At 68.2% G+C, this 24648-nt stretch carries 22 protein-coding genes; 7 read left to right on the top strand and 15 right to left on the bottom strand.

Going from position 1 to position 24648, the window contains the following annotated elements; genetic code table 11:
• Positions 1 to 62 precede the first annotated feature (62 nt).
• The 5 genes from LTH96_RS11885 to rsmI all read right to left on the bottom strand — a co-directional run bounded on the left by LTH96_RS11885 (position 63) and on the right by rsmI (position 6000).
• A complete protein-coding gene (locus LTH96_RS11885) occupies positions 63 to 1049 on the bottom strand; it encodes a 4-(cytidine 5'-diphospho)-2-C-methyl-D-erythritol kinase (RefSeq protein ID WP_241466093.1) in 987 nt (328 codons plus the stop codon).
• A 9-nt stretch (positions 1050 to 1058) separates the two neighbouring features.
• The gene (gene rsmA, locus LTH96_RS11880) at positions 1059 to 2015 is read right to left on the bottom strand and encodes a 16S rRNA (adenine(1518)-N(6)/adenine(1519)-N(6))-dimethyltransferase RsmA (protein WP_241466091.1); all 957 of its coding nucleotides are present in this window, start codon (positions 2013 to 2015) and stop codon (positions 1059 to 1061) included.
• The gene (locus tag LTH96_RS11875; RefSeq protein WP_241466089.1) at positions 2012 to 3004 is read right to left on the bottom strand and encodes a TatD family hydrolase; all 993 of its coding nucleotides are present in this window, start codon (positions 3002 to 3004) and stop codon (positions 2012 to 2014) included. The genes rsmA and LTH96_RS11875 overlap by 4 nt, the downstream gene beginning before the upstream one ends.
• 131 nt (positions 3005 to 3135) lie before the next feature.
• On the bottom strand, positions 3136 to 5010 hold the full coding sequence (locus LTH96_RS11870) for a long-chain fatty acid--CoA ligase (RefSeq protein ID WP_241466087.1): 1875 nt from the start codon (positions 5008 to 5010) through the stop codon (positions 3136 to 3138).
• A 66-nt stretch (positions 5011 to 5076) separates the two neighbouring features.
• The gene (rsmI, locus tag LTH96_RS11865) at positions 5077 to 6000 is read right to left on the bottom strand and encodes a 16S rRNA (cytidine(1402)-2'-O)-methyltransferase (protein WP_241466085.1); all 924 of its coding nucleotides are present in this window, start codon (positions 5998 to 6000) and stop codon (positions 5077 to 5079) included.
• Between the two features lie 52 nt (positions 6001 to 6052).
• On the opposite strand from rsmI, the gene LTH96_RS11860 reads away from it, so the two are divergent.
• The 4 genes from LTH96_RS11860 to LTH96_RS11845 all read left to right on the top strand — a co-directional run bounded on the left by LTH96_RS11860 (position 6053) and on the right by LTH96_RS11845 (position 10087).
• Positions 6053 to 7726, top strand: a complete 1674-nt coding sequence (locus tag LTH96_RS11860) for a phospholipid carrier-dependent glycosyltransferase (RefSeq protein ID WP_241466083.1) — start codon at positions 6053 to 6055, stop codon at positions 7724 to 7726.
• A gap of 93 nt (positions 7727 to 7819) precedes the next feature.
• Positions 7820 to 8974 carry a hypothetical protein gene (locus LTH96_RS11855; protein WP_241466082.1) on the top strand — a complete coding sequence of 385 codons (1155 nt, stop codon included), beginning with the start codon at positions 7820 to 7822 and terminating at the stop codon, positions 8972 to 8974.
• 5 nt (positions 8975 to 8979) lie between these two features.
• On the top strand, positions 8980 to 9663 hold the full coding sequence (locus LTH96_RS11850; RefSeq protein WP_241466080.1) for a 5-formyltetrahydrofolate cyclo-ligase: 684 nt from the start codon (positions 8980 to 8982) through the stop codon (positions 9661 to 9663).
• Between the two features lie 73 nt (positions 9664 to 9736).
• Positions 9737 to 10087, top strand: a complete 351-nt coding sequence (locus tag LTH96_RS11845; protein WP_241466078.1) for an FmdB family zinc ribbon protein — start codon at positions 9737 to 9739, stop codon at positions 10085 to 10087.
• Here LTH96_RS11845 and cpaB read toward each other — a convergent pair.
• The 3 genes from cpaB to LTH96_RS11830 all read right to left on the bottom strand — a co-directional run bounded on the left by cpaB (position 10067) and on the right by LTH96_RS11830 (position 15303).
• Positions 10067 to 10810, bottom strand: a complete 744-nt coding sequence (gene cpaB, locus LTH96_RS11840) for a Flp pilus assembly protein CpaB (RefSeq protein ID WP_241466076.1) — start codon at positions 10808 to 10810, stop codon at positions 10067 to 10069. The two genes, LTH96_RS11845 and cpaB, sit on opposite strands and share 21 nt — an antisense overlap.
• 369 nt (positions 10811 to 11179) lie before the next feature.
• The gene (locus LTH96_RS11835; RefSeq protein WP_241466074.1) at positions 11180 to 11431 is read right to left on the bottom strand and encodes a hypothetical protein; all 252 of its coding nucleotides are present in this window, start codon (positions 11429 to 11431) and stop codon (positions 11180 to 11182) included.
• A 65-nt stretch (positions 11432 to 11496) separates the two neighbouring features.
• Positions 11497 to 15303 (bottom strand): DUF4011 domain-containing protein, encoded by a 3807-nt coding sequence (locus tag LTH96_RS11830; RefSeq protein ID WP_241466072.1) that lies wholly within the window; start codon positions 15301 to 15303, stop codon positions 11497 to 11499.
• Here LTH96_RS11830 and LTH96_RS11825 point away from each other — a divergent pair.
• Positions 15290 to 15601, top strand: a complete 312-nt coding sequence (locus tag LTH96_RS11825) for a hypothetical protein (RefSeq protein WP_241466071.1) — start codon at positions 15290 to 15292, stop codon at positions 15599 to 15601. The two genes, LTH96_RS11830 and LTH96_RS11825, sit on opposite strands and share 14 nt — an antisense overlap.
• Positions 15602 to 15848: 247 nt before the next feature.
• Here LTH96_RS11825 and LTH96_RS11820 read toward each other — a convergent pair whose 3' ends face one another.
• From LTH96_RS11820 to LTH96_RS11805, 5 genes are all read right to left on the bottom strand, one after another.
• The gene (locus LTH96_RS11820; RefSeq protein WP_241466069.1) at positions 15849 to 16361 is read right to left on the bottom strand and encodes a DUF456 domain-containing protein; all 513 of its coding nucleotides are present in this window, start codon (positions 16359 to 16361) and stop codon (positions 15849 to 15851) included.
• A gap of 12 nt (positions 16362 to 16373) precedes the next feature.
• Positions 16374 to 17924, bottom strand: a complete 1551-nt coding sequence (gene guaA / locus LTH96_RS11815; protein WP_241466294.1) for a glutamine-hydrolyzing GMP synthase — start codon at positions 17922 to 17924, stop codon at positions 16374 to 16376.
• 356 nt (positions 17925 to 18280) lie between these two features.
• Entirely contained in the window at positions 18281 to 19540 is a 1260-nt protein-coding gene (gene fmdA / locus LTH96_RS11810; RefSeq protein WP_241466067.1) for a formamidase, read from the bottom strand.
• A gap of 68 nt (positions 19541 to 19608) precedes the next feature.
• On the bottom strand, positions 19609 to 19893 hold the full coding sequence (locus tag LTH96_RS13365; protein WP_370644444.1) for an FmdB family zinc ribbon protein: 285 nt from the start codon (positions 19891 to 19893) through the stop codon (positions 19609 to 19611).
• A gap of 52 nt (positions 19894 to 19945) precedes the next feature.
• Positions 19946 to 20578, bottom strand: a complete 633-nt coding sequence (locus tag LTH96_RS11805) for an AmiS/UreI family transporter (protein ID WP_241466065.1) — start codon at positions 20576 to 20578, stop codon at positions 19946 to 19948.
• A gap of 274 nt (positions 20579 to 20852) precedes the next feature.
• Here LTH96_RS11805 and LTH96_RS11800 point away from each other — a divergent pair, with 274 nt between their 5' ends.
• A complete protein-coding gene (locus tag LTH96_RS11800; RefSeq protein ID WP_241466063.1) occupies positions 20853 to 22166 on the top strand; it encodes an MFS transporter in 1314 nt (437 codons plus the stop codon).
• A gap of 45 nt (positions 22167 to 22211) precedes the next feature.
• Here LTH96_RS11800 and LTH96_RS11795 read toward each other — a convergent pair whose 3' ends face one another.
• Both LTH96_RS11795 and LTH96_RS11790 read right to left on the bottom strand, forming a co-directional pair.
• Positions 22212 to 22733 carry a DUF3817 domain-containing protein gene (locus LTH96_RS11795; protein WP_241466061.1) on the bottom strand — a complete coding sequence of 174 codons (522 nt, stop codon included), beginning with the start codon at positions 22731 to 22733 and terminating at the stop codon, positions 22212 to 22214.
• A 6-nt stretch (positions 22734 to 22739) separates the two neighbouring features.
• The gene (locus LTH96_RS11790; protein ID WP_241466059.1) at positions 22740 to 23585 is read right to left on the bottom strand and encodes an SURF1 family protein; all 846 of its coding nucleotides are present in this window, start codon (positions 23583 to 23585) and stop codon (positions 22740 to 22742) included.
• A 137-nt stretch (positions 23586 to 23722) separates the two neighbouring features.
• On the opposite strand from LTH96_RS11790, the gene LTH96_RS11785 reads away from it, so the two are divergent.
• Positions 23723 to 24367 (top strand): VOC family protein, encoded by a 645-nt coding sequence (locus tag LTH96_RS11785; RefSeq protein ID WP_241466057.1) that lies wholly within the window; start codon positions 23723 to 23725, stop codon positions 24365 to 24367.
• Positions 24368 to 24648: the final 281 nt, after the last annotated feature.

The raw sequence follows: 24648 nt of genomic DNA, 5'->3' as shown, positions 1-24648 counted from the left end.
CAGCGCAGGACTGCGGTGCGCCCCGTCAGCTGGGGCGAATCGCGCCCCTGATGACTCTCGGGTCAGCTCTCGCGGCCGTTGATCAGTCGTGCCCCGGCGGCCGGACCGGTGACCGGGATGGCCCAGACCTCGGTCCGCTCCTCCAGGCTGGTGCAGAGCTGATGGGCTGACTCAGCATCCCGGGCGAGGAACACCAGGGTGGGGCCTGAGCCGGAGACCATTCCCTGCAGCGCTCCTTCGATCATGCCGATGTCCATCATGTCCTCCAGGGAGGGCAGGCTGGCCACGGCGGGGGCCTGCAGGTCATTGGCCATCAGCGAGGCCACGAGCTCGGCGTCGGCGGTGCAGACCGCCCGGACCAGGTCCGGATCCAGGCCCGGCGCCTCCGCCTCCACTCCGGCTTCGGCGCGCATCTCGTCGAGCTTGGCATAGACGCTGGGCGTGGACAGGCCCGTGTTGGCCGGGACGATGACCAGATGCAGCTCCCCGCGGGTCAGCAGCGGAGAGAGCTCATCGCCCACACCCTGACCCACGGCTGCTCCGCCGAGGATCGCGAACGGCACGTCGGCCCCGAGCTCGGCGCCGATCTCCGCCAGCTGTTCCTTGGAGAGCCCCGCTTCCCAGAGGGCCGAACAGGCCACCAGTGTGGCGGCGGCGTCGGCAGAGCCTCCTCCCATCCCGCCGGCCACCGGGACGTTCTTGGTGATGGTCAGGTCCACTCCGTCGGTGATGCCGAGTCGGTCGCGCAGCTTCGAGGCGGCCTGATGCACCAGGTTGCGCTCATCGAGCGGGATCGCCGCAGCCACCATCTCTCGGGTCTCCGGATCCCGGGTCTGGACCTCGGTGAAGGTAGAACGTTCGGAGAGGCTCACGGTGATCGCCCCGTCCTCGCGCCGGGCCGCGCTGACCTCTTCGTAGAGGGAGACCGCCAGGTAGAGCGTGGCGACCTCGTGATAGCCGTCCTCGCGCAGCGGACCGACGCGCAGGCTCACATTGATCTTGCCCGGAGCCACGGCGGTGACATGTCCGAAGAATTCACTATCGCGCATGCTTCGACCCTACTTCTCGTCACTGACATGCGGGACCGCGCCGGCTGGACCCGAGCTGGCCGCGTCGCGCAGGGCGGCGGCGATCGCGGTGAACCCACTGATGCCCAGGGTCTCGCCGCGGGCGGACGGATCCACCCCGGCGGCCCGCAGCACCGCCTCGGCACGGGTCGGGGATCCCGCGATCCCGGCCAGGCAGGCGCGCAGGGTCTTGCGTCGGGTGGCGAAGGCGGCGTCGATCACCGCGAAGACCTCTTCGCGGCTGAGCTCGGCCGAGGCCTCGGCGCGCCGGTCGAAGCGAACCAGCCCCGAGGAGATCCGCGGCTCGGGCCAGAAGACTCGCTTGCCGACCACGCCGGCCTTGCGCATGTTCGTGTCCCAGGCCGCCTTCACACTGGGGACGCCGTAGATCTTGGAGCCGGGCCCGGCGCAGAGCCGGTCGGCGACCTCGTCCTGGACCATGACCAGGCCCTTGCGCAGCGAAGGCAGGATCTGGAGCAGGTGCAGCACCACCGGGACCGCCACGTTGTAGGGCAGGTTCGCGACCAGCACCTCCGGGCCCGCGCCGTCTCCGAACTCGGCGAAGGACTCCGGGGTGAGCTTCAGCGCGTCCTGCTCCATCACGCGCAGGTTCGCCGCGCGCTCGGGACGGAACCTCTGCACCGTCTCGGCCAGCTGACCGGCCAGCTTGGGATCGATCTCGACGGCGCTGACCAGCGCTGATTCATCTAACAGGCCCAGGGTCAGGGACCCGAGCCCAGGGCCGACCTCGAGCACATGCTCGCTGCCGTCGAGATCTGCGAGGCTGACGATCCGGCGGATCGTATTCGGGTCGATGACGAAGTTCTGTCCCCACTGTTTAGTGGGGCGCACCCCGAGCTGGTCGGCCAGCGCCCTGACATGCGCGGCGGAGAGCAGCTGCGGAGGGCTCTGCTGCGGTCGTCGCTGCGGTGAGTGCTCATCACTCATGTCCAGCTCCCGTAGGCCTGGGTGGTGTTGAACATGACCTGCTGACACATCGCTTCCACGTTGGTGTTGCGCACCTGGGCCATCAGCCGCATGGTCTGCGGGATCAGATAAGGCGCGTTGGGCTGCCCCCGGTAAGGATGTGGGGTCAGGAAAGGCGTGTCGGTCTCCACCAGGATCAGCTGCGGATCAGCGACCGCCAGCGCCTCACGCAGGGCGTGGGCGTTCTTGAAGGTGACCGTGCCGGCGAAGGACATGTACCAGCCGTTGGCGTTGCAGAGGCGGGCCAGGTCCGCATCGCCGGAGAAGCAGTGGAAGACCACGGCGCTGGGCAGGGTGGGCGCGGCGTTGAGCACGCTGACCACCTCCACGTGGGCGTCCCGGTCGTGGATCTGCATCGCGAGTCCACGCTCGACGGCGAGCGCGATGTGATCTTCGAAGCTGCGTCTCTGCGCAGCGACCCCTTCTTCGCCGGTGCGGTAGAAGTCCAGACCGGTCTCCCCGATCGCCACCACCTGTTCGTGGCGGGCAAGTTCGGTGATCCTGGCGAACGCAGTCTCGTAGTCGCCCTTCGCTGCCAGCACCGGCGCATCGTTGGGGTGCAGCGCGACGGCGGCCTTGAGCTGGGGGTGCTCTGCGGCGGCCTTCACGGAGAACTCCGAGGAGGCCACGTCATAGCCCACGCACAGCGCGCCGACCACGCCGACGGCCTTGGCGACCTCCAGGGCCTGCTGGACCGAGACGGAGATCGCACCGTCGCGGAAGTCCAGGTGCGCGTGATTGTCGATCACCGGCACCGTCAGCGGTTGGGGTGCCGGGGGGTATCGCAGGCGACGCTTCTTCCCGGACTGCTCCTCCGCCTGATCTCGCACGGGACCGGCGGCCGCGCCGTCGTCGTCGGGCTGTTCAGGACGGTAGGCGGCAGGGGTCTCGCCCGGCACCACGGCGGGGCTCGACTCGGCGTCTGGAAGGATTCGCTGCTGTTGGCTCACGGTGATCAACTCTATCGCCCACCCCCCGCGCGGCCTTCCACACCCCGCCCTCCGCCGGCTCCTGCGCAGACTGGGCGTGAGAAGTGCTGCAGAGACGAGCCGCGATGCAGGCGGACGTGAAGGCGGCGGCGTCAGTTCGCGTAGACCGAATCGATGACGCCCTCGAAGTCGACCAGGACCCGGTGGCGCATCAGCTTCATCGAGGCGGTCATGTGCCCGGACTCTTCGGAGAGTTCGACGTCGAGCAGCTCGAACTTCCGGATGGACTCCGCGCGCGAGACCCTTCGGTTCGCAGCCTCCACCGAGAGGCCGATCTCCTGGCGCACCCTGGGATGCTTTGCGGCGTCGATCAACGACAGCGACCGGTACCCGTTGGCCCGGCACCAGTCCGCCACGGCGTCGGCGTCCAGCGTGATCAGCGCCGCGACGTAGGGCCTGTCGTCTCCGACCACGATGACCTCGGCCACCAGCGGGTGAGCGCGGATGACCTCTTCCATCGGCATGGGGTAGACGTTCTTGCCGCCGGCGGTCACGATGAGGTCCTTCTTGCGCCCCGTCAGCGTGAGGAAGCCGTCCTCGTCCAGGGAGCCGAGGTCACCGGTGCGGAAGAAGCCCTCCGCGTCAAAGGCCTCTGCCGAGGCCTCGGGCTTCTCGTGGTAGCCGTCGAAGATCACCGGGCCCTTGAGCAGCACCTCTGAATCGGCGGCGATCCTCACGGTGTTGCCGGGCACCGGGATGCCCACCGTCCCGATGCGGGTGGCTCCGGGGATGTTCAGCGTGATCGGAGCGGTGGACTCGGTGAGGCCGTAGCCCTCCTGGACCGGCAGTCCGATGCCGGTGAAGAAGTGGGCGATCTCGGGGTTCAGCGCGGAGGCGCCGGAGATCATGTAGCGGACGCTGCCACCGAGGCGGGCGTGGAGCTTGGAGTAGACCAGCTTGGCGAACATCGCTCGGCGTGCGCGCAGCCGCACAGAGGGCCCGGGACCCTCGCCCGTCGCCTCGGCCTGCAGGGCCTTCGAGTACAGGATCGCGGTATCTTTGGCGGTCTCGAAGATCTTTCCCCTGCCCTCGGCGCGGGCCTTGGCGGAAGCACCGTGGTAGACCTTCTCGAAGACCCGCGGCACGGCAAGCAGCCAGGTGGGACGGAAGCTGGCGAGATCCTCGAGCAGCTTCGCGGAGCTGGCTGAATGGGCCACCTGCACCCCGCGGTACAGACACATCAGCTGCACCGCGCGGGCCAGGACGTGGGCCAGCGGCAGGAAGATCAGCGTGCGGGATTCGTTCTCGCCGAGGATCTGATCGGCGAAGGGCAGAATGTTCGCCGCACCCTCGGCCAGGTTGCGGTGGGTGATGCGCACCCCCTTGGCGCGGCCGGTGGTGCCGGAGGTGTAGACCAGCGTGGCGACGTCGTCCAGGTCGGCCCGTGAGCGGGCCGCCTCGAGCTGCTCATCCGAGATGTGCTCCCCGGAGGCGGCCAGATCATCGAGCTGGCGCACCTCTTCGATGGGCAGCACCGCAGGGCGGTTCCCGTTGAACTTCACCACGGCGGCGCGCAGGCAGTCCTGGAGCTCGACGCTTCCGGCGAGCGCAAGCGTCGCCCCGGAATCCTCGAGCACGGCGCTGACCTGGTGCACGGAGCTGGTCTCGTAGATCGGCACCGAGATCGCGCCGGCGAACCAGATGGCCTGATCCACCACGGCCCAGCTGTAGCTGGTCGGTGCCATCACCGCGACCCGGTCCTCCGGCTCGACGCCGAGTGCGATCAGCCCCTTGGAGACGCCACGAACCTGGTCCAGGAAACTGGTGATGGAGACGTCCACCCACCCGCCGGTCCCGTTGGGCACGGCGTAGACCGGCTGATGCGGGCGAGCGGCCCAGAGGTCCAGGACCCCGTCAGTGGCGTTGGTGTGCGGTTCCAGCCACGCCACCTGCGCGGTGGCGGCTTCGCGGATCTGATTGCTGCTCGTCTGGGCAACGTGTTCGCTGCCCGTATGCTCCTCGGTCATGGCCCCGCCTGCTCATCGATTACCCTGCGGTGGAGTGCCTCTCCGCTCTGGACGCCATTCTACTGTTCAACCGGACTTTTCGGCGCGCCTCAGGGCCAGGGCGGCATCATAGATCTCGCTGGCCGGGACAGAGTGTGCGGCCCCGATCTCCTTGGCCGCCGTCTTGAGCTTGGTCCCCTCAGCAACCCGCGTCAGCACGACGCCGGCCAGCTCCTCCAAGCTCATCGGCTCGCCCCCCGCTCCGGCGGGTGACCCCCCGCCGAGCACCAGGACCATCTCCCCGCGCAGGTGACGTTCAGCAGCCACGGCGGCGAGCTGGCCCAGGCCTCCGCGCAGCACCTCTTCGTAGCGTTTCGTCAACTCCCGGGCCAGCGCCGCAGGTCGGTCCTCCCCCAGCGCCGCGGCGAACTCGCGGAGCGTGGCGGCGACCCGGTGCGGGGATTCGAAGAGCACCGTGGTCCACTCCTCGGTGGCCAGCCGGTCGAGCAGCTTCTTGCGCTCCCCCGCTTTGCGCGGGACGAACCCGGCGAAGGTGAATCGGTCGGTGGGCAGCCCGGAGAGCGCCAGCGCGGTGGTGACCGCCGAGGCGCCCGGCGCCACGGTGACCCCGACGCCGGCAGCGATGGCGGTCTCGACGAGTCGGAACCCCGGATCGGAGACCGCGGGCATGCCGGCGTCGGAGATCACCAGGATCCGGGTTCCCTTCCGGGCCTGTTCCACGAGCTCCTCGGAGCGGGACGCCTCGTTGTGCTCGTGCAGGCTGAGAAGGCGGGCATGGAAGGTGACCTGCAGCGCTCGGGCCAGGTGTCGCGCGGTGCGGGTGTCCTCGGCGGCGATGACCTCGGCGGTGGCCAGGAGCCGCTTGAGCCGGTCGGTCGCGTCACCGAGATTGCCGATGGGGGTCGCGGCGAGCACGATCGGGGTGTCCCAGAGGCTGGTATCAGCTGGCTCCAAGGGGTTCTCGACCTGTTCTGCCTCGCCTGACTCCATGACACGCCCGCTTCTGATCGGTGACCGGCTTGCGCCAAGTAGCATACCCATAGTGAACCCTGCCGAGCCCGCCCGCAGCACTCCGGCCCCTGCCGGGGCGCCCGGGAGCGTCGCCGAGCCGGAAGCCGCAAGGCTGTCCCGGATGGAGCGCCGGCTCCACGCAGAACCGTACCGTCCAGGTCGCTGGGGATGGATTCTGCCCGGGCTGATCACGCTCTTAGCCGGAATCCTGCGGGTGAGAGATCTCGGCACCCCGCACCTGTTGATGTTCGACGAGACCTACTACGTCAAGGACGCCTACGCGCTGCTGCTCACCGGCTATGAGCTGGTCTGGCCGGAGGATGCCGATGACTCCTGGCTGGCTGGTGAGGCACAGCCCACCGGCGACGGCGCCTACGTGGTGCACCCGCCTCTGGGAAAGTGGCTGATCGCGCTGGGGCTGCGGGGCTTCGGCCAGGACAGCGCCTTCGGCTGGCGGATCTCGGCGGCGCTGGCAGGCACCCTGGCCGTGCTGCTGATCGCGCTCATCGCGCAACGGATGTTCCGCTCGGTCTTCCTCGGGGCGTTCGCCGGGATGCTCACCGCCATCGAAGGCCACCACCTGGTGATGAGCCGCGTGGGCCTGCTGGACATCTTCATGATGTTCTTCGTCCTCGCCGCCTTCGGCGCCCTGCTGGCTGATCGATACAGCGGACGACGGCGGCTGGCCGCCTGGGCGGTGCGCCGCAGGTCTGGTGACCGGCAGGCCAGCGGACCGTGGCTGGGGGTCCGCCCGTGGCGGCTGCTCGCCGGGGTGCTGCTCGGAGCGGCGGTGGCGGTCAAGCTCTCGGCGCTGGCCTTCCTCGCGGTCTTCGGCATCATGGTCATCCTCTGGGACCTGCAGGCCAGGCGACTGGCCGGCGTCGAGCGATGGGCGCGGTCCGGGCTGTTGAAGGATGGGCTTCCGGCGCTGGTCTCGGTGCTGCCCGTTGCCGCCAGCACCTATCTGGCCAGCTGGACCGGCTGGCTGAGCACGCAGGCCGGCTGGGGTCGGCAGTGGCACCTCGAGCATCCTGCCGAGGGGCTGTCCCGGCTGGTGCCGGATCCGCTCCGCTCGCTGTGGAACTATCATGTCTCCGCCGCGGACTTCCATCAGGGGCTCAGCAGCGGACATGACTACGCGTCCTCGCCCTGGACCTGGCTTTTCATGGGCCGACCGGTCTCGATGCACTACGACTCGGTCTCCGCCGGCGAGATCTATGCACAGACCGGTGAGACCTGCGCCGCGGAGAGCTGTTCCTCAGCGGTCCTGGACCTGGCGAATCCGCTGATCTGGTGGAGCGGGATGATCGCCCTGGTACTGGTGGGGCTGCTCTGGGCCGGTCGCCGGGACTGGCGCTGCGGCGCGATCCTCTCCGGCTTCGTGGCCGGGCATCTGGTCTGGCTGCTCTTCCCGGACCGGACCACCTTCTTCTTCTACACGATCAGCTATCACCCCTTCCTGATTCTGGCGCTCACCGCGATCGCCGCCCTGGCGCTACGCATCGGGACCGCTGGTCACCGCCCCGACGGGACGGCCCGCGGGGAGGGGACGATCCTGGCGGCGCGCCAGCGAAACACCGTGATCGTGCTGTGCTTCGTGCTGCTGTGCGTGGCCGTCTCGGTGTTCTTCCTCCCGCTCTGGACTGCGGAGATGATTCCCTACGAGCAATGGCGGATGAGGATCTGGATCGATTCCTGGCTCTGAAACTGCGCGCGCACCCTGCGCACCCCGCGATCACCTCAGGGTCCCGGGCCTAAGCTGGAGGGAGCCGAACCGGTCGAAAGGAACGTCTCGAACATGCTTGACCCCGCCGCATCGCTGCCTTCGCGCATCCTCTCCGCCGAAGAGACCCGCTGGTCAGTGGAACGCGCCTGGCCGGTGCCGGGGAAGCCGACGATGCTGGCGGTGGAGGTCACCGCCTTCGAGGCTCCCGAGGACGCCGGCACGTCGACCTCCTCTGCCGCTGGCGCTGCGCCCCGTGCCGCCGCGTCGGGGCGCGCCCGAAGAGCAGGCTGCTTCCGCGTCGAGCACCACCGCGGTGCCGCCCGACCCAGCGAGCACCTCGACCTGTTCCCGCCCGATACGGATCCCGAGCTGCCCGCCCTGCGGCAGGCCGCCCGGGGCGGCCTCGTGATCGCCCATGAACCAGGACTGCGGGCAGTGGTGCGGCATCGAGACGGTTCGGACGAGACCTACACCGTGGTGCTGCCGGCAGGCCGCGCGACCGAGCTTCTCGACGGCATGAGACGCGCACAGGCCTTCTCCGGGCCCTTCAGGCTCCCTCGATTGATCAGTCATGATGACTCCACCGCGACGTTCCAGGCGCTGACCGGCGCCTCTCTGCACAGGCCCCAGCGGATCGGCGCGCAGGCATGGGAGACCGCCTGGGACCAGTCCCTGGATGCGTGGTCCACCGCGATCCAGCATCCGGGGGAGCTGCCCGCGAGCGCCCCGGTGCACGGGGCCGCCACGGAGATCCGGCGCCTGCAGCGCTGGGAAGCGCTGGTCAGGCCCTATCTCGTCGGGGCGGAGCTGTTCCACGCGAGCGTCATGGCCGCCTGTGACGCGTTGGCCTCGATCCCTGAGCGCCGGATGGTGCCTGCCCACCGGCAGCTCCGGGATGAAGACCTGCTGTACTCCCCCGAGCTGGGACCGGCGCTGGTGAAGGTCTCCAACGCGGGGTGGGCCCACCCCGCGCTCGACCTGGGCGGGCTGCTCGCCTGCGCCAAGTGGAACGAGCTGCGCGGCCTGTGGGACGCGCCGCGTCGCGCAGTGGTCTTCGGACTGATCAACGACGCCGCCTACCGGAACGGGGTCGCCGGCGACGCGTTGGAGGCCTATGAGAGGGCCGCGCTGCTGCGCCTGAGCGCTCAGTTCACCTTCTCGCCCGGCCTGGCCGACGCCGCAGAGGCCCTGCGCGCCAGCCTCATCCAGTCCGAATCCTGGCGCTGAGCCGCATGCCGACACACGCAGACGAGCCCGCGTCCGCCGCGGCAGCGAAGGCGGCCGCGCGATCCCGGCTCCGGTCGGCGCGCCGGGAGCTGACAGGTGACCAGATCGCGATCCGCGGCCAGGCCCTGGCCCGGGTCCTGCCGTCCGTGGTGCCCGCAGGCTCAGCGGTGGCGGGGTATGTGCCGATGCCCGGCGAGCCGGACGTGCGGCCGTTCCTCAGCGGTCACGCCGCCGGCGGGGGTGCCGTGTACGTTCCCGTGATCGCCAGCACCCGGGACCGGGTCCTCGAGTGGGTGTCCTGGGCGCCTGAGGCGGGGCTGCGGCGCAGCGCGTTCGCGGCCGTCGACGAGCCGCTGGGAGACCGCCTCGGCACCGTCGCGCTGCGTGAACGCCACCCGGAGGGGCTCACCGTCCTGGTGCCCGGCCTGGCCGTGGACCAGCACGGAGCGCGCATGGGTCAGGGCGGCGGCTTCTACGACACCGCCTTCGGAAACGACGCCGACCACCAGGCCTCCACGCCCGTGGAGTCCGCCGCCGACAGTCCGACCGACCTCGCGCCGCTGCGCTTCATCGCGGTGGTCCATGCCGCGGAGGTCCTCAGCCCCGGCGCCTTCCCAGTGGAGCCCCATGACCTGCGGGTCCACATCATCGTGACCGAACGCGAAGCCACGACGCTGAGGCCCGTATAATTGATTGGCAGTATTGCCGCAGGCTGGCCGGTTGCACCTGACCTCCCAGCGCCCTTCACCTCTGAGGAATCCGATGCCCACTTACGCCTATGCCTGCAAGGATTGCAGCCATGCCTTCGACATCGCACAGAAGTTCAGCGATGACTCGCTGACCGTCTGCCCCGAATGTCAGGGCACACTGCGCAAGAAGTTCGGCTCGGTCGGAGTCTCTTTCAAGGGCTCCGGCTTCTACCGGACGGACTCCCGCGCTGCGGCCAGCTCAGGCACCGACGCCTCAAAGCGCTCCGGTTCCGACGGGGCACCTTCGAGCGCCAGCGGGAACGGCTCCTCCGACTCCTCCTCGAGCCCGGCCAAGGCTGCCTCCGGCGCGGGGTCCTCGAGCGCAGGGTCCGCGGGATCGGGTTCATCGAGCTCCTCCGACTGACCCCTCGGAGGAGGTTCCCGGCTGGTCCGAAGATGGCGGCGGCCCCGTACCGCGCAGACTCAGATGCAGCCGTCCCTCCTGGGTGGCCTGGGCGATGGACTCCGCAGTGGCGGGATCCACCGCAAGGATCACGACGCCGCCCGCCTCAGTCCCGCTGGGCAGCCAGTTCTCCGAATCATCCTGCGGGGACCACAGCACCGGCGCGGCGGTCGCCACCAGCTGTGCGGACGTGCCACGCTCGGGGATGTCGCTCGAGGCCAGCACATCCACTCGCTGCCCCGGCGTGAGCAGTGCGACCATCGCCGGATCGGCCGGGCGCACCGGCACAGCCACCGTGCCGGGGTCCTGTCCGGCGAGCAGCCCGGGCCCCACCAGCTGATCCGGGTGGATCAGCGCCCCTGCCGGGAGCGGCACGGCGACCTGTCGTCCGAGCACCTGCTCCGCCTCCACGGCGTAGTCCCGTGGAACCGCCGCGACATCCACCTGGACCTCTTCCATCACGGCGGCGCTCAGCCGCTCCCCCGCGCCGATATCGGCGCTTGCCCGCAGCGCCGGCGTGGTCTCCACCTGCCCTTGAACTCCGGTGAGCACCGCTGCGCCGGCGGCGCCCAGTCCCAGCAACAGGGCGAGGGGGATGCGGAACCGCTGGATCAGCCGGGGCAGCCCGGCACCGCGCAGTCGGCGGCTGATCCGCGGCGGCCTGACCCTCTGCCCCCGGGCCACGCTGCTCCGATCGGTTGGTATCCGCGGCGCCGATGGGTGAGCAGCCGGTATTCGCCGGGCGCGTCTCCGCGGAGATCGTTCCCGGGTCGGCGCCGGCGGCTGAGAGCGGCGCCGACGCGGTCGCTGCGGAATGAACGGACCCGTCGATTCGGTGGCCGGTTCACCATGGCGGGCGCGGGGGCGGGCCTCGTCAGCGCCGCGGGTGCCTGGACGGGTGCGTCGATCGGAACTGATACTCTGCATGGCCACCAGCGTCCACGAGGAGCGCGGCGCAGGTGCCGCAGCTCCTTGCGCTGTGGAGTCGGGCGACTGACGGCCCTCTCCCCGCGGCCTGGGGAAGATGCTCCCGGACCAGCGTGGGGTCCCGGGCTAACCCCAGTGCGGGGGACGCTGACTCAGAATCCACTGCTCATGGGCGGTCAGTGGCACACTGGGCGCGGAACCCTCGGTCTTCTGCGTCCTGCCGGGGGTCTCCTCTTCTGCGGCGCTGGGATTCTGTGCGGCAGCCCCCGCCCCGCGGCCGGGGACGGAGTCTGCAGCGCCGAAGGGCTCGGTGCTGAATGGGTCGGTGAAATCAGACTCCACCTCATGGGACTGGCCCGAGGTCGGTGGGGCCACCACGCGCCGTCGTCCTCTCCGCCCGGCGCGTCCGGCGCCACCAGGCCCCGCGCCACCGGGCCCAGGCCCTACTGCTTCCATGCCCCGCGCTCCCGCGGCGGCAGCCACTTCTTGGACTTCCGGTGTGAATCCTCGTCCTCGAGGTCCGCCGCGCCGCCGAAGCGGATGCCCTCGCTGCGGGCAACCTGCTCCCGGCCCTTGCGACTGCGGGGGGCCGCCCCCGCAGTGTGCACGGTGATCCGGCCTGACTCGGCGAACTCCGGTCCCGAGGCCAGCCCGACCTGTTCGGCGACGACTTCGGTGCAGCGCACCGGGTTGGAGAAGACCTCGATGGTCCAGAGCGCCATGTAGGTCCAGCCCAGCGCCTCAAACGCGGCGGGGCGCTGCCTCGAGCGTTCGCGCACAGACATCGCGCCATAGCTCCTGGTCCCGTCGGAGACCATCGCCACCGGCACCATCGGCTGGTCCGGGGTGAACCTGCGTGAGCAGGCGGCGAGGTCCAGGGTCCCGCGGAACCCGTCCTCCACCCGCCCGCCGCGGGCCCGGATCCGGTCCACCAGGTCCAGCACCAGCGGATCGGTCAGCTGCGCCGACGCGGTGGGGTTGTCCGACCCTTCGAGACCCAGCCTGATCAGGTCGTAGATCTCCCGAGCGCCGTTGGTCAGCGAGGCGGGGTTCATGTCGGCGTTGGAGAGCGAGGTGACCACGCGCAGGTGGTCACGAGCTCGGGTCAGCGCGATCGCGAAGTGTTCGCGGCCGCGCGCCTCGGAGAGCTCCCCGAAGCGGGTCGCGGCATCTCCCTTCACCGAGCGGCCGAATCCGAGGCTGAAGATCACGTCGTCCCGAACCAGGCCGGCGGCACGCTCCACCGGGGTCACCACGAAGCCCTCGCCGTGGGCGCCATCGGTGAAGAACTCTTTGGCCCAGCCATGGTTGGCGAGGTTCAGCCGGATCGCGTCGGCCAGCCGGCGGGCGTGCCATGCCGAGCCGGTGATCACGGCCAGCGAGTGCCCGCGTCGTGAGCGCACATGCTCGAAGACCATGTCCACCACCCGGTTGACCTCCCCGGTGGGTGACTCCACGGCGTCGCGGTATCCGGCCTGGATGCCCGCGACCAGCTCCACGGTGAAGCGACGATCCTGTCCGGTCAGCTGGGCGGCGTCGGGGAGTCGCGTGAGCTCGCCGTCGTAGAGCGCGGACGAGAGCAGCCCGGTGAGCTCCTGATCGACCCCGCGGTGGACCTGTCGCAGCGCATAGTGCGGGAGCACGGCGGCCAGCTCGGTGTAGATCGAGGCGGGGCGGGGCTGCTCGGCCTCGCGCGCGACCGGATCGGCGGAGACGTGGAAGGGGGTGGGCGAACCGGCCACCGGGTCACCGAAGGCCACCACCTGGGAGGCACGGGTCACCGCGTTCAGCGCCGTGGGCACGGCGAGCGATTCGGCATCGAGCAGGATGACGACGTCGGCGCGGTATTCAGGCGGGAACTGCTCTCCCAGCCCCAGCGGCGAGGTGGTCCAGATCGGGACCAGCGGCTGGGTCACCTTGGAGTTGATCGCCTCCAGGGCCTCGATGGTGGGGGTGGAGTCGCGCAGCAGGGCGCGCAGGTTCGCGGCGGCCTGCGGGTGGGCCTCCACGGCGGACTTCCAGCGCACCGCAAGGGCGTGGCCCAGTCGCTGGGCGCTGGACTCGATGTGCCCCGCGTCGGATTCGCGGAAGGTCTCCTCGATGCTGCGCAGGTTCTCGCCGGTGGTCATCGCCAGGTAGTCGTCACCGGAGATCATCGCCTCCAGCGCGGACTGCCACCAGGCGAGCTCCAGCTCCTCGCCGACGACGTTCGCGCTGATCCCACGCTCGGAGAAGTCCTCCATCAGGTCCCGGAAGCCCTGCTCGCGCAGCTGTTCGCCGAGCAGCGTGCGCTCGGGCAGGGTCTCCAGCGGCTTCTCATCCGCGGCCAGGGTCTCCACCGTCTGCAGCAGCTCTTCAATGGGCATCTCGGTCAGTGATCCCGTCTCCAGGACCTCATCGAGACGCTGCAGCCGGGCCTGGACCTTCCCGAAGCTGTCACAGAGCGTGTCCAGCCGGGGTGGGACCTTCGGCGCGGAGTCGGAGATGGACCACTGGTTCCACTCCTCCCGCTCGGACTGCACATCGATCAGCGAGGAGTGCAGGTCTCCGATGGCGACGCCGGGGCGCACGTATTCCTTGGCGACCCGGCGCAGCCGCGAGCGGGTCACGGAGGTCATCTCCACGTTGTTCTGTCGGCGCCACCAGCCCGGGGCCGTGGCGGCGATGAGGTCGTCCACCGCGCGGGCATAGACGTCGTGGCTGAACCTGCCCAGCGATTCCTGCACCCGCTGGAAGAGCAGCACCTGGCTGTTCCACTGGCTGAAGGTCGCACCCGCGGTGATCCCGGCGGCCTGGCATGCCGAGACCATCATCTGCTGCAGCTCCGGCAGCTCCTCACGCAGCTGGACGACCAGGGCCATAGCGTCCCGGGTCTCCTGCCGGTTGGACAGGCGCGCGTTGAACCAGGGGCTGTCGCGGGTCTCGGCGGAGAAGGCGCCCAGCTCGGCGGCGCGCTTGAGCTTCACGGTGATCTGGCTTCGGTCCACGGTGTGGTCCAGCACCGAGCGTTTGAGCCGGACAGAGGTCGACGGCGCGGGCGTCAGGCTGGTCAGCGCGGCCAGGGCCTGCATGGCCTGGTAGGGCGAGCAGTCCCAGCGGCGGCGCACATTGTGAAGCGACTTCACGTGGTCCACCAGCTGGTGGCGCGACTTCTTCAGCCTCGAATGCACGGTTCCCAGTCGGGGCGGCTCGGCCCGCTCATTGCGCCGGATGGCGCGGATGAGCTGGTCGCGGATGTCTTCGGAGGTCGCGGCGGCGGAGATGTTGCCCGCCAGCGTGCCCAGGTGGACCTGCGCGAGCCGGTCCTTGAACTGTTCCAGGGTGGCGGTGCGCTCGGCGAGGACCAGCACCCGCCTGCCCTGCCAGGCGAGGCCGGCCGCGGCGTTGATCGCGGTCTGGGTCTGACCGGTGCCGGCAGGCGCGGAGACCACGACGGACTGCCCGGCGAGCACCGCGTCCAGGGCGGCCTGCTGGTGCGGATCGGCGTCGGCGACCAGGCGCTCGTCGCGGGGTTCCCGATCATCCACCGAGGGCAGGTCTTTCAGCGTGCGATCGGCCCGGGTCTGCCCCAGCGGCTCACCGGTGGCCATGGCGTGGATGACGGGGTGATCGAGCTCCAGCCCCGTGGGATCACCCAGGAAGGTCAGGTCCGCAAAGGTCGAGACGTGGAGCTGGCGCCACACCTGCACCGAGTGCAGGGTGTCCACGCCGGCGGCGATGCGCGCGAGCGTGTCCGCGGGACGGTTAGGGTCGAAGCGGGCTGTCACATAGCCGGTGTTGTGGAACTCCACCGGGTCCAGTCGGGTGCCGTGCCGGGCGGCCAGGTGACGGATCAGCGCGGGGTTGAGCCGGGCGGCTGCGCTGAACTGGATCTCGAAGTCACCGCTGCCGTCCTCACGCGGGCGCAGGGTGATCGGCACCAGCATGATCGGAGCTGTGAAGTCTTCGGTGAACTGCTCGCCGGAGGAGGCCTGGCCAGCGTCCTCGGTCCAGCTGACCACCCCGGCGGCGAGGAACCCGACGTCGATCCCGCGCTCCTCGGACATCTCCCGGGTCTTGGCCCGGATGCCCTGGGCGGCGTGCTTGCCGATGGTGAACGCGTTCTGATCGTTGAGCAGCGTGGAGAGCCGGGTCTTGCGACCCGCCATGAGCTGCATCATGCCCGAGGAGTTGGCGTCGGTGAGGTCGATGGCGTTGTGCTGGTTCGGGGAGAAGCGAAGCATCGTGTCGTTCTCGGTGCCGGACCCCATTGATTCCAGCCAGGCGGCCACCGGGTCTCGACCATCGGGGCGGGAGCCGACGGAGGCTGGGGAGTCCGCGGAGGCTGGGGAGTCGGGTGAGGCTGGGGACTGCGGCGAAGCCGGGGACCCGGGCGAAGCGGGCGAGTCTGGGGACTGGGGCGAGTTCGGGGAGCTCGGCGAGCCGGGAGACCCTGCCGAGGCAGCCGAATCAGCGGAGCCTGCCGAACCTGCAGACTCCGCGGTGGACGCCGATGCCGCCGAGCTCGCGGTGGCGCGGGCGGCGTCGTCGGAGGTGTCACGGCGCTGATGCTCCGTCACAGGTTCTGCCGGCCCATTCTCGGACGACAGGTCCCACTCCTCAGCGGCTGGTTCTTTGCTCACAGACGACCTTCCACAATCCCCACCGGGGTGGGCTCACGCCCACTCCGGCACCCCCGTCTCCGTCAGGAATGACGAGGATCGCCGATAATTACATGCATTGAAGTCTAATGATCCCGGCGGCACAACCTGCAATCGGTCTCAGCCTGACCTTGAAGCCGCTGGCCCGTCCCGGATCAGGAGACGAAGTTGATCAGCGAGCCGATCAGGAACGCCGAGATCGCCAGTCCGGCGAGCAGGAATTCGAGCAGGATCCCAAGTCCGACGGCGCGCAGCGCGTGCAGGCTCGCTGTCCCGGCGGCGAGCCAATCGCGCTCTCGACGGACGAACTCCGCGCCGAAGAGCCCCGCGGCGAAACCGATGAAGAGCCCCAGCGGCGGGAATACGATCAGCCCGACGAGCGCCGTGACGACGGCGATCATGATCGGTCCGCGCGGGATCTGTTGCCGGTGCAGCGATCGACCGGTGAGCACCGTGGAGCTTCCCCAGCCGATCACGGCCAGAACGACGCCGATGATCGCCGTGGTCCAGACGACCGGTCCGCCGAGCAGCAGCGCCCAGACGATCAGGGTGATGATGATCAGCAGCGAGCCGGGCAGGATCGGGAGCACGACGCCGAGCGCGCCGATGACCAGCAGCAGCCCGGCGATGACGGTGGTGATCGCCTCAGCGGCGGAGGAGTCGAGCATGAGTCTTCCGACTCACTCCCATTCGATGGTGCCTGGCGGTTTGGAGGTGATGTCCAGGGTGACCCGGTTGACCTCTTCGACCTCGTTGGTGATCCGGTTGGAGATCTTGGCGAGCAGCTCATAGGGCAGGCGGGACCAGTCGGCGGTCATCGCGTCCTCGGAGGAGACCGGGCGCAGCACGATCGGGTGACCGTAGGTGCGGCCGTCGCCCTGAACGCCGACCGAGCGGACGTCGGCGAGCAGCACGACCGGCATCTGCCAGACCTCCTGGTCCAGCCCCGAGGCGGTGAGCTCCTCGCGGGCGATGGCGTCGGCCTTGCGCAGGATCCGCAGCCGGTCCTCGGAGACCGAGCCGATGATCCGGATGCCCAGGCCGGGGCCCGGGAAGGGCTGGCGCTGGACGATCTCGGCGGGCAGGCCGAGCTCGGCCCCGACGGCGCGGACCTCGTCCTTGAACAGCGCGCGCAGCGGCTCGACGAGCTTGAAGACCATGTCCTCGGGCAGGCCGCCGACGTTGTGATGGGACTTGATGTTCGCCGCGCCCTCACCGCCGCCGGATTCCACCACATCGGGGTAGAGGGTGCCCTGGACCAGGAACTCGACCTTGGCACCGTCAGCGGCCGCCTCGGCGAGCACGGCCTTCTCGGCGCCCTCGAAGGCCCGGATGAACTCGCGGCCGATGATCTTGCGCTTGGTCTCTGGGTCGGTGATGCCCTCGAGCGCGGCGAGGAAGCGTTCGCGCTCGTCGGCCACATAGAGCCTGGCGCCGGTGGCCGCGACGAAATCGCGCTCCACCTGTTCGGCCTCACCTTCGCGCAGCAGCCCGTGGTCGACGAACACGCAGGTCAGCTGGTCTCCGATGGCCTTCTGCACGAGGGCGGCGGCCACAGCGGAGTCCACACCGCCGGAGAGTCCGCAGATCACACGGGAGTCTCCGACCTGGGCGCGGATCGCGGTGACCTGTTCTTCGACGATGTTGCCGGTGGTCCACTCCGGGGTCAGGCCGGCCCCGATGTAGAGGAAGTTCTCGATGACCTGCTGGCCCTGGGGCGAGTGGCGCACCTCGGGGTGCCACTGCACGCCGTAGAGCCTGCGCTGCTCATCGGCGAAGGCTGCGACGGGGGCGCCTTCTGAGGAGGCGAGGACTTCGAAGCCCTCGGGGGCCTTCTGCACGGAGTCGCTGTGCGACATCCAGGTGGACTGGACCGCGTCGGTGCCGGTGAGCAGCGAGTGCGGGGCGTTGACGCTGCGCACCGCGGTCTTGCCGTATTCGCGGTCGCCGGTGCGGGCCACCTCGCCGCCGAGGCTGTGCGCCATGGCCTGGAAGCCGTAGCAGATGCCCATCACCGGGATGCCGGCCTCGAACAGCTCGGTCTCCACCTCTGGGGCACCCTCGGCGTAGACCGAGGAGGGTCCGCCCGAGAGGATCACAGCGGAGGGGTTGCGCGAGATGATCTCGGCAGCGGCGAGGGTGTGCGGGACGACCTCGGAGTAGACCCGGGCCTCGCGGACGCGGCGGGCGATGAGCTGGGCGTACTGCGCGCCGTAGTCCACCACCAGCACGGTCTGGGCCGCGGAGTTGGAACGCTCCACGGCGGGGACAGCAGAGTCTGCGGAATCGGGCTGAGAAGTCACCGCTCCATCCTAGCGGTCCGGGTGTTGTCGCCTGTCCCCGGGCCCTCTACCCACCTCCCTGGGACGCAGCCGGGCGGGATATCGAGTCGTCCGGCGCTCATGACGCCCGTTCGTGCCCCAGCGATGGGAGCCCCGCCAAAGATTCTGGCGCGCCGCACCAGGTCTGCGCTGACAATGAGCAGATAGGTCTGCCGCGCGCCTGCAATGGGTGAGCGCCCCCACTTGCTCATCGAAGAGCTCCTTGTCCTGGATGAGGGCGCTCACCACTTCACGCTGCGCGCGGGCTATTTCTGATTTGCTGCGCGGGGCGCACCGATCCCTGGATCGATCTGCACGGGACCCGACGCGGAGGGGCGAACGTCGAAGTCGAAGATCGCGGTCGGCAGGTAGACCGTGGAACACGAGTTCGGAATGTCTACGACGCCCGACAACCGCCCTTCGATCGGCGCTGCGCCGAGCAGCAGATACGCCTGTTCGGGGCTGTAGCCGAACTTCGTGAGGTAGTCGATGGCATGCAGGCATGCCCGCTGATATGACAGATGGGAGTCAAGGTATCGCTGCTCGCCATCGAGAGTCACCGAGGTACCTGAGAACGCGAGCCACTCGCTGTACTGCGGATCGACGTTGCCCGGCATGAAGATCGCGTTCTCCGAGACGCCGTAGGTCTCCATGCCACCCTTGATGACATCGACCCGGAGATCGATGAACCCGCCCATCTCAATGGCACCGCAGAACGTGATCTCGCCGTCTCCCTGTGAGAAGTGCAGGTCGCCGAGAGAGAGGTTGGCGCCGTCGACGAACACGGGATAGAAGACACGACTCCCCTTGGTGAAGTTCTTGATGTCCTGGTTTCCCCCGTTCTCGCGCGGCGGAGCAGTGCGGGCCGCCTCGGATCCGACTCTGTTCCATTCCGCCTGATCAAGCCCCCCGAGCACGGCATGCTCCGACTCAGGAGGGAGCGCGAGCGGAGGCACACGGTCTGGATCCGTCGCGATCAGTGCACCCTCACGGGCATTCCATTTCGCCAGCAGCTCCGCTGAGGGCGCGGTACCCATAAGGCCCGGATGGACTATGCCGGTGAAAGAGACACCAGGTACATGGCGTGAGGTGGCAGTCTGCCCGGAGAAATCCCACACCGCCTTGTAGGCGTCGGGGAACTGCTCGGTGAGGAAACCACCACCATTGTTCCGCGAGAAGATACCTGTATATCCCCAGCCCTGTCCGGCGAGCGGACCGTCGTCTTCCTGTGGAATAGGGCCGACGTCCAGAATGTCCACGATGAGCAGGTCTCCGGGTTTGACCCCCTCCACGTGGAACGGGCCGCTCAACGCGTGGACCGTGAGCAACGGCGCGTTGAGGATGTCCTCTGCGGAATCATTGTTCTCGATGGCCCCGTCGAACCATTCTCGGCAGTCGACGCGGAAACTTTCTCCCGGCTTCACGGTCGCTACGGATGGAATCTCAGGATGCCAGCGATTGTGTCCCAGCTTTTCCTGGTCACCGAACTTTTTCGAGGAATCTAACTTGAATATTGTCTTCGGCATTTTGGTTTCTCCTCATGAATTCAACATCGCCTGTGGTCATGTCAAATATCTGGCAGGAAAACCTCCGTTCAGGTCCGCGGGAGAGTCGCGTGAAGAGGATTAGTGGTGATCGGAGTCGACCGCCCTGTCTGGTGCGGCAACTTGGAGACAACGTCGGGCTCGTGAGCGCTTCGCAGGGAACTCTCCACGGCTCGGAACGCCGCAGTACCTGCTCGAGACAGGTTCACTGAGGTGATAATCCGCACCGCTGATGCATCGCATTGCTGGCACGCCCGCTTTCGCGGCACTTCATCCATTGTGTAGGAGGCATCGAAACTGCAACCTTGATCGCACCGGAAGCTGTAGAGCGGCATATGACCTCACCATCCTGTTGATATCGGACACCCAAGCGGAACCTTTTGACTCTCAGGACGACGCATTCACCGGGTCTTTGTCGCGAGAGACGCTCGCCCTGTTTGGAGCTCCGAGAAGCCACGCCAGGAGAAACAGCACCACTGCAAGCGCCGCCCCGACCAGCGCTGCTCCATCTCCGGTCGGGTAGTTCTGGGTGAGCAGCAGGAACGAGGTGACGGCTCCGGTGAAGATCCCGAGGAACAGCGTGAACCAGCCAGTACGCCGCTGGATGCTGACCTTGCCGAGTCCCAGCAGCACGAAGAACATGAACCAGAGCACTGCCCAGGAGAACCAGATGACACCGAACAATGGGTCGTCTACCAGCGTGAAATTCAGCGTTCCGTAGACAACGGCGCAGGCCGCGACAAAGAGAGAAAACCAGCCCAGACCCTCACCTGGCGCATCGGTCAGGACATTCCATGCGACATACAGGTAAGTGAAGCCGAAGAGAAAGAGTCCTGACGCACCGAGTATGATCTCGGGATCACCTTCAGACTGTGCAAGAATAATGGTCGGGAAAACCACCTGCATCGCTCCGACGAACAAGTTCATGGCGGCTGCGGCTTTACCGGGAACAACATCCAACAACATCAAGCCATTGATGATCAGAACCGCACCAACATAGAGCAAACCCACACTACCCATGACCGCCTCCTTGCGATGCCGAGTAAAGGTCGCGAAGAATATCAGTCTCTCCCCTGAGCGAGCAAATGTCCAGGACTTTTCAGGCCCAGACGGAAATCGAGGGTCTGCGATGTGCGGACGCAGGCTCTGATTGCCGCCGTCTCGACCTGGTGCCTCGGTGTGGACCAAGCGGACCCCGCCCTGCCGGGCGTCGGTGATCAACGTCCGGGGGCTGGACGGGACCAGGACGACTACGAGGGCTTGCCTGCCCTGCGCCCGGTGTAGGTTATCGACCATGTATTCAGGGGGCGACCAGCAGCGGGGCGAGGTGCGACGAATCGACGTCCAGCGGCGCACGCTCACCGTCGTCGTCTTCAGCCAGATCCTCGGCGGCGCCGGCCTGGCCGCCGGGGTCACCGTGGGCGCCCTGCTGGCCCAGGAGATGCTCGACTCTGCGAGCCTGGCCGGGCTGCCCATCGCCCTGTTCACGCTGGGCTCCGCGCTGGCGGCGTTCTCCGTGGGGCGGGTCAGTCAGCGCTGGGGCCGCAGGGTCGGACTGGGCATCGGCTTCACCGCCGGCGGGCTCGGAGCGATCGGGGTGGTGGCTGCCGCGGTGGAGGATCATGTCCCGCTGCTCTTCTTCGCGCTGTTCATCTACGGCGCCGGGACCGCGACGAACCTGCAGGCCCGCTACGCCGGGACAGACCTCGCACCTGAATCACGCCGCGGCACCGCGATCAGCATCGCGATGGTCTCCACAACCCTCGGTGCGGTGGCCGGACCGAACCTGGTGGAACCACTCGGGGATCTGGCGAGGAGCCTAGGAATCCCACCACTGGCGGGCCCCTTCCTCCTCGCCGCAGCGGCATACCTCGCCGCCGGAGCGATCCTGTTCATCTTTCTGCGGCCGGATCCGTTCTTGCTGGCGCGTGAACTTGCGGAGATCGAAGCGGCCGACGCCGCCGCAGAGCAGTCCGCGGAGCAGGCCGCCGCAGAACCTGCCGCCGCCACAGGGCCCTCCCCTGCTCCAAAGCCTGAGACCGGGGCGTATATCGGCGCCACGGTGATGGTGCTCACCCAGGTCGCGATGGTCGCGATCATGACCATGACCCCGATCCATATGCTCGCCCATGGCCACGGTCTGAGCTCGGTGGGGCTGGTGATCGGGCTGCATGTGGGCGCCATGTGGCTGCCCTCGCTGGTCACCGGGATCCTGGTGGACCGTTTCGGTCGGATCCCGATGAGCGTCGTGGCGGCGGTGATCCTGCTCAGTGCAGGCCTGGTGGGGGCGGTCGCCCCCGGGGATTCGCTGGAGCTGCTGGTTCTGGCGCTGATCCTGCTGGGGGTGGGCTGGAACGTGGGTCTGATCGCGGGCACGGCGCTGGTCGTGGATGCGACCATCCCGGAGAATCGCCCGCGCACCCAGGGCGGCATAGATGTGCTGATCGCCCTCGCCGGAGCCGGCGGCGGGGCGATGTCGGGGATCGTGATGTCCGCGACGAGCTTCGAGCATCTCTCGCTCGGCGGCGGCCTGCTCGCACTGCTGCTTATCCCGGTGCTCTTCTGGGCCCGCCGGACGCGCGCCCGGCCGATACCAGCTCACCGCTAGATCCGGTGCCGAGAGCCACCTCGTGCCAGCGGCCCGAGACCGCGCTCAGTAGCGGCGCACGGCCTCCGGGTTGGACTCCATGTCCACCCTGACCTCGCGGGCGATCTTGCGCTCCACCACGAAGCTCAGGAACGGCACGACGCCGCCCAGCACGATGGTGACCAGCCGGCCGACCTGCCAGTTCATCAGGTACCAGAGCCGGAATCCGGCGATGATGTAGATGACGTAGATCCAACCGTGGATCACTGCGATCCAGTAGGAGATTCCGGTGCCGTCCATCACCGAGTCCTTCGGGTGGAAGCCCAGCGTGTTCTCCGCCCCTTCGGCGGTGGTGCCGCCGGCGTAGAGCTCGTAGCCGAATCCGTAGTCCATGATCATCTTGGCGACCAGGATCAGCAGCATGATGCCGGTGATGAAGGCGAAGACCTTGTAGAAGGTCAGCGAACCCTGGATCTGCGCGGCGGTGCCGCCGAAACGGCGCTGCTTGGGCCGCGGCGGCGCCGGCGGGATGTCATCGGCGATCTGGGGATCGGTCACGGGGGAATCGCCCGTACGGGAATCACTCATGAGTCTCTAGTCTTTCGCTTGGGTCTGCTGCCGCAGGGCGAGCTGCTCGGCGCGCCACTGCTCCTGCCATTCGCGGTCCAGCCGCTCTTCCTCCAGCTGCTTCTCGTGGGCGTCCTTGACCAGCCGCCACCAGAGATAGAAGGCGAACCCGGCGAAGACCGTCCATTCCACCCCGTAGAAGAGGTTCAGCCAGTTGATGTCCGACGTCTCGGGCTGCGGGTCGACCTGCACCGGTTCCATGCCGGAGGACGACGACGCCGCACCCACCTCCGCGCCGCTGGCGTCTGAGCTCTCGAAGGCTACGACGAAGCCGGAGTAGCCCGGCTCGTCCCACACGTTGATGAGCTCTGCCGGGGAGAGGGTGGGGAAGATCTGCGTCCCATCGGCGGACATCCCGCGCTGACCCGGTCCGGGAGCCTCGGGAGGAAGAAGCCGCCCTTGGATCTCGAGCGGCTCACCGGAGGGAAGCTCATCGGCGTCAGCCGGATCCGTGACCCAGCCGCGCACCACCGGGATGATGTTGTCATCCGGCGCATCGTCGGGTCGGAAGGCCGCGACCACCCAATAACCGGATGTTCCGTTCTGCAGGCGTTCATCGATGATCACCTGGGTGTCTTCGAGGAACTCACCGCTGACGTCCACGATCCGGTCGGCTTCGGCCACCGTCATCGACTGCTGCGGCTGGTGGGCCTCGGTGAGCGGGACCGGGGTCTCGGTGACCTCTTCGGTCGGGGGCGGTTCAGAGCTCGATTCGCTGAACTGCCAGGCGCTCAGCACCACGAAGACTGTGGCCAGGACCAGCGCCAGGGCGAGGGTCCCGATCCATTTGGGCTGCAGAGCGGTCTTGAGCACTTATCAAGGATACGCGCCATGCGGGGGCTGGGGGCGCCGTCGTCGTGATGTTTCTACAATCAGTAGAAAAACGCCGGATAAGTATGAATATTCAACCCGATTTATATCTCTGCGCCCAGTGGTGTCATGATGGCAACATGATGCGCCTCGATCACGTCTCGTATGCAGTCGGTCCCGATGGAATGAAAGCCACGGTGGAACGAATCACCGATGCGCTGGGCGTGGAACGCGTCCGCGGCGGCATTCACCCACGTTTCGGCACTCGCAATGCGATCATTCCGCTGGAGAACCGGCAGTACCTCGAGATCGTCGAGGTGCTGGACCACCCCAGCGCCGACAAGGCCCCCTTCGGCCAGGCCGTGCGCAACCGTTCCCTGGTGGGCGGCGGCTGGATGGGCTGGTGCGTGAGCGTCGATGACCTCTCCCCCTTCGAGGAGCGGCTGGGACGCAAGGCCGTCCCGGGCAACCGCAAGTTCCCCGACGGTCAGGAGCTGACGTGGCAGCAGATCGGGATCAAGGGACTCATCGCAGATCCTCAGGTGCCCTACCTGCTGCGCTGGAACGAAGGCACCTACGGACTGCACCCCTCCCAGGCCTATCCGCCTGAGGCGGCGCTGACGAAGCTGAGCATCGCAGGCTCCCCAGACCGGGTCACCCAGTGGCTGGCCTGCCCGAACGTAGACCCCTTCGAGGACGTGGACGTGGAGTGGATCGCACCCTCCGGAACGCCGGGCATCATGTCGGTGACCTTCCGCAGCCCCAAGGGCGACGTCACCATCTGAGCCGCCTCCGGCGGGTCCGTATACTCCCTCTCACCACATGCGAAGGCGGGGCCCACCATCGGTGGAGCCCCGCCTTCGCATGTGAGCGTCCGATCATTCGGTCTTCAGCTCGACCATACGGAGACCCTCGGGGATCTCGGTCTCAGCTGCCGCGGACCTCGTCTGCCGAGGACGTGGCCGAATCCGTGACGGTGCTCTTCTGCTCCTGACCCTCAGACCTCACGTTCTGAGCGCTCTCCGCCGCGGAATCACGAACCCGCTGCACAGATTCCTGCGCAGGC

This window comes from Nesterenkonia sp. LB17 (genome assembly GCF_022565915.1).
Classification (GTDB): domain Bacteria; phylum Actinomycetota; class Actinomycetes; order Actinomycetales; family Micrococcaceae; genus Nesterenkonia.
The sequence above is the reverse complement of the archived record's forward strand: the minus strand, read 5'-3'. Positions and strand labels throughout refer to the sequence as shown.

What these genes read in the sequence shown, in the direction of transcription:
- LTH96_RS11885 (WP_241466093.1), bottom strand. Translation starts at nt 1,049, where the DNA reads ATGCGCGATAGTGAATTCTTCGGACATGTCACCGCCGTGGCTCCGGGC.
- rsmA (WP_241466091.1), bottom strand. Translation starts at nt 2,015, where the DNA reads ATGAGTGATGAGCACTCACCGCAGCGACGACCGCAGCAGAGCCCTCCG.
- LTH96_RS11870 (WP_241466087.1), bottom strand. Translation starts at nt 5,010, where the DNA reads ATGACCGAGGAGCATACGGGCAGCGAACACGTTGCCCAGACGAGCAGC.
- rsmI (WP_241466085.1), bottom strand. Translation starts at nt 6,000, where the DNA reads ATGGAGTCAGGCGAGGCAGAACAGGTCGAGAACCCCTTGGAGCCAGCT.
- LTH96_RS11855 (WP_241466082.1), top strand. Translation starts at nt 7,820, where the DNA reads ATGCTTGACCCCGCCGCATCGCTGCCTTCGCGCATCCTCTCCGCCGAA.
- LTH96_RS11850 (WP_241466080.1), top strand. Translation starts at nt 8,980, where the DNA reads ATGCCGACACACGCAGACGAGCCCGCGTCCGCCGCGGCAGCGAAGGCG.
- LTH96_RS11845 (WP_241466078.1), top strand. Translation starts at nt 9,737, where the DNA reads ATGCCCACTTACGCCTATGCCTGCAAGGATTGCAGCCATGCCTTCGAC.
- LTH96_RS11830 (WP_241466072.1), bottom strand. Translation starts at nt 15,303, where the DNA reads ATGGGGTCCGGCACCGAGAACGACACGATGCTTCGCTTCTCCCCGAAC.
- LTH96_RS11820 (WP_241466069.1), bottom strand. Translation starts at nt 16,361, where the DNA reads ATGCTCGACTCCTCCGCCGCTGAGGCGATCACCACCGTCATCGCCGGG.
- fmdA (WP_241466067.1), bottom strand. Translation starts at nt 19,540, where the DNA reads ATGCCGAAGACAATATTCAAGTTAGATTCCTCGAAAAAGTTCGGTGAC.
- LTH96_RS13365 (WP_370644444.1), bottom strand. Translation starts at nt 19,893, where the DNA reads ATGCCGCTCTACAGCTTCCGGTGCGATCAAGGTTGCAGTTTCGATGCC.
- LTH96_RS11805 (WP_241466065.1), bottom strand. Translation starts at nt 20,578, where the DNA reads ATGGGTAGTGTGGGTTTGCTCTATGTTGGTGCGGTTCTGATCATCAAT.
- LTH96_RS11800 (WP_241466063.1), top strand. Translation starts at nt 20,853, where the DNA reads ATGTATTCAGGGGGCGACCAGCAGCGGGGCGAGGTGCGACGAATCGAC.
- LTH96_RS11795 (WP_241466061.1), bottom strand. Translation starts at nt 22,733, where the DNA reads ATGAGTGATTCCCGTACGGGCGATTCCCCCGTGACCGATCCCCAGATC.
- LTH96_RS11785 (WP_241466057.1), top strand. Translation starts at nt 23,723, where the DNA reads ATGATGCGCCTCGATCACGTCTCGTATGCAGTCGGTCCCGATGGAATG.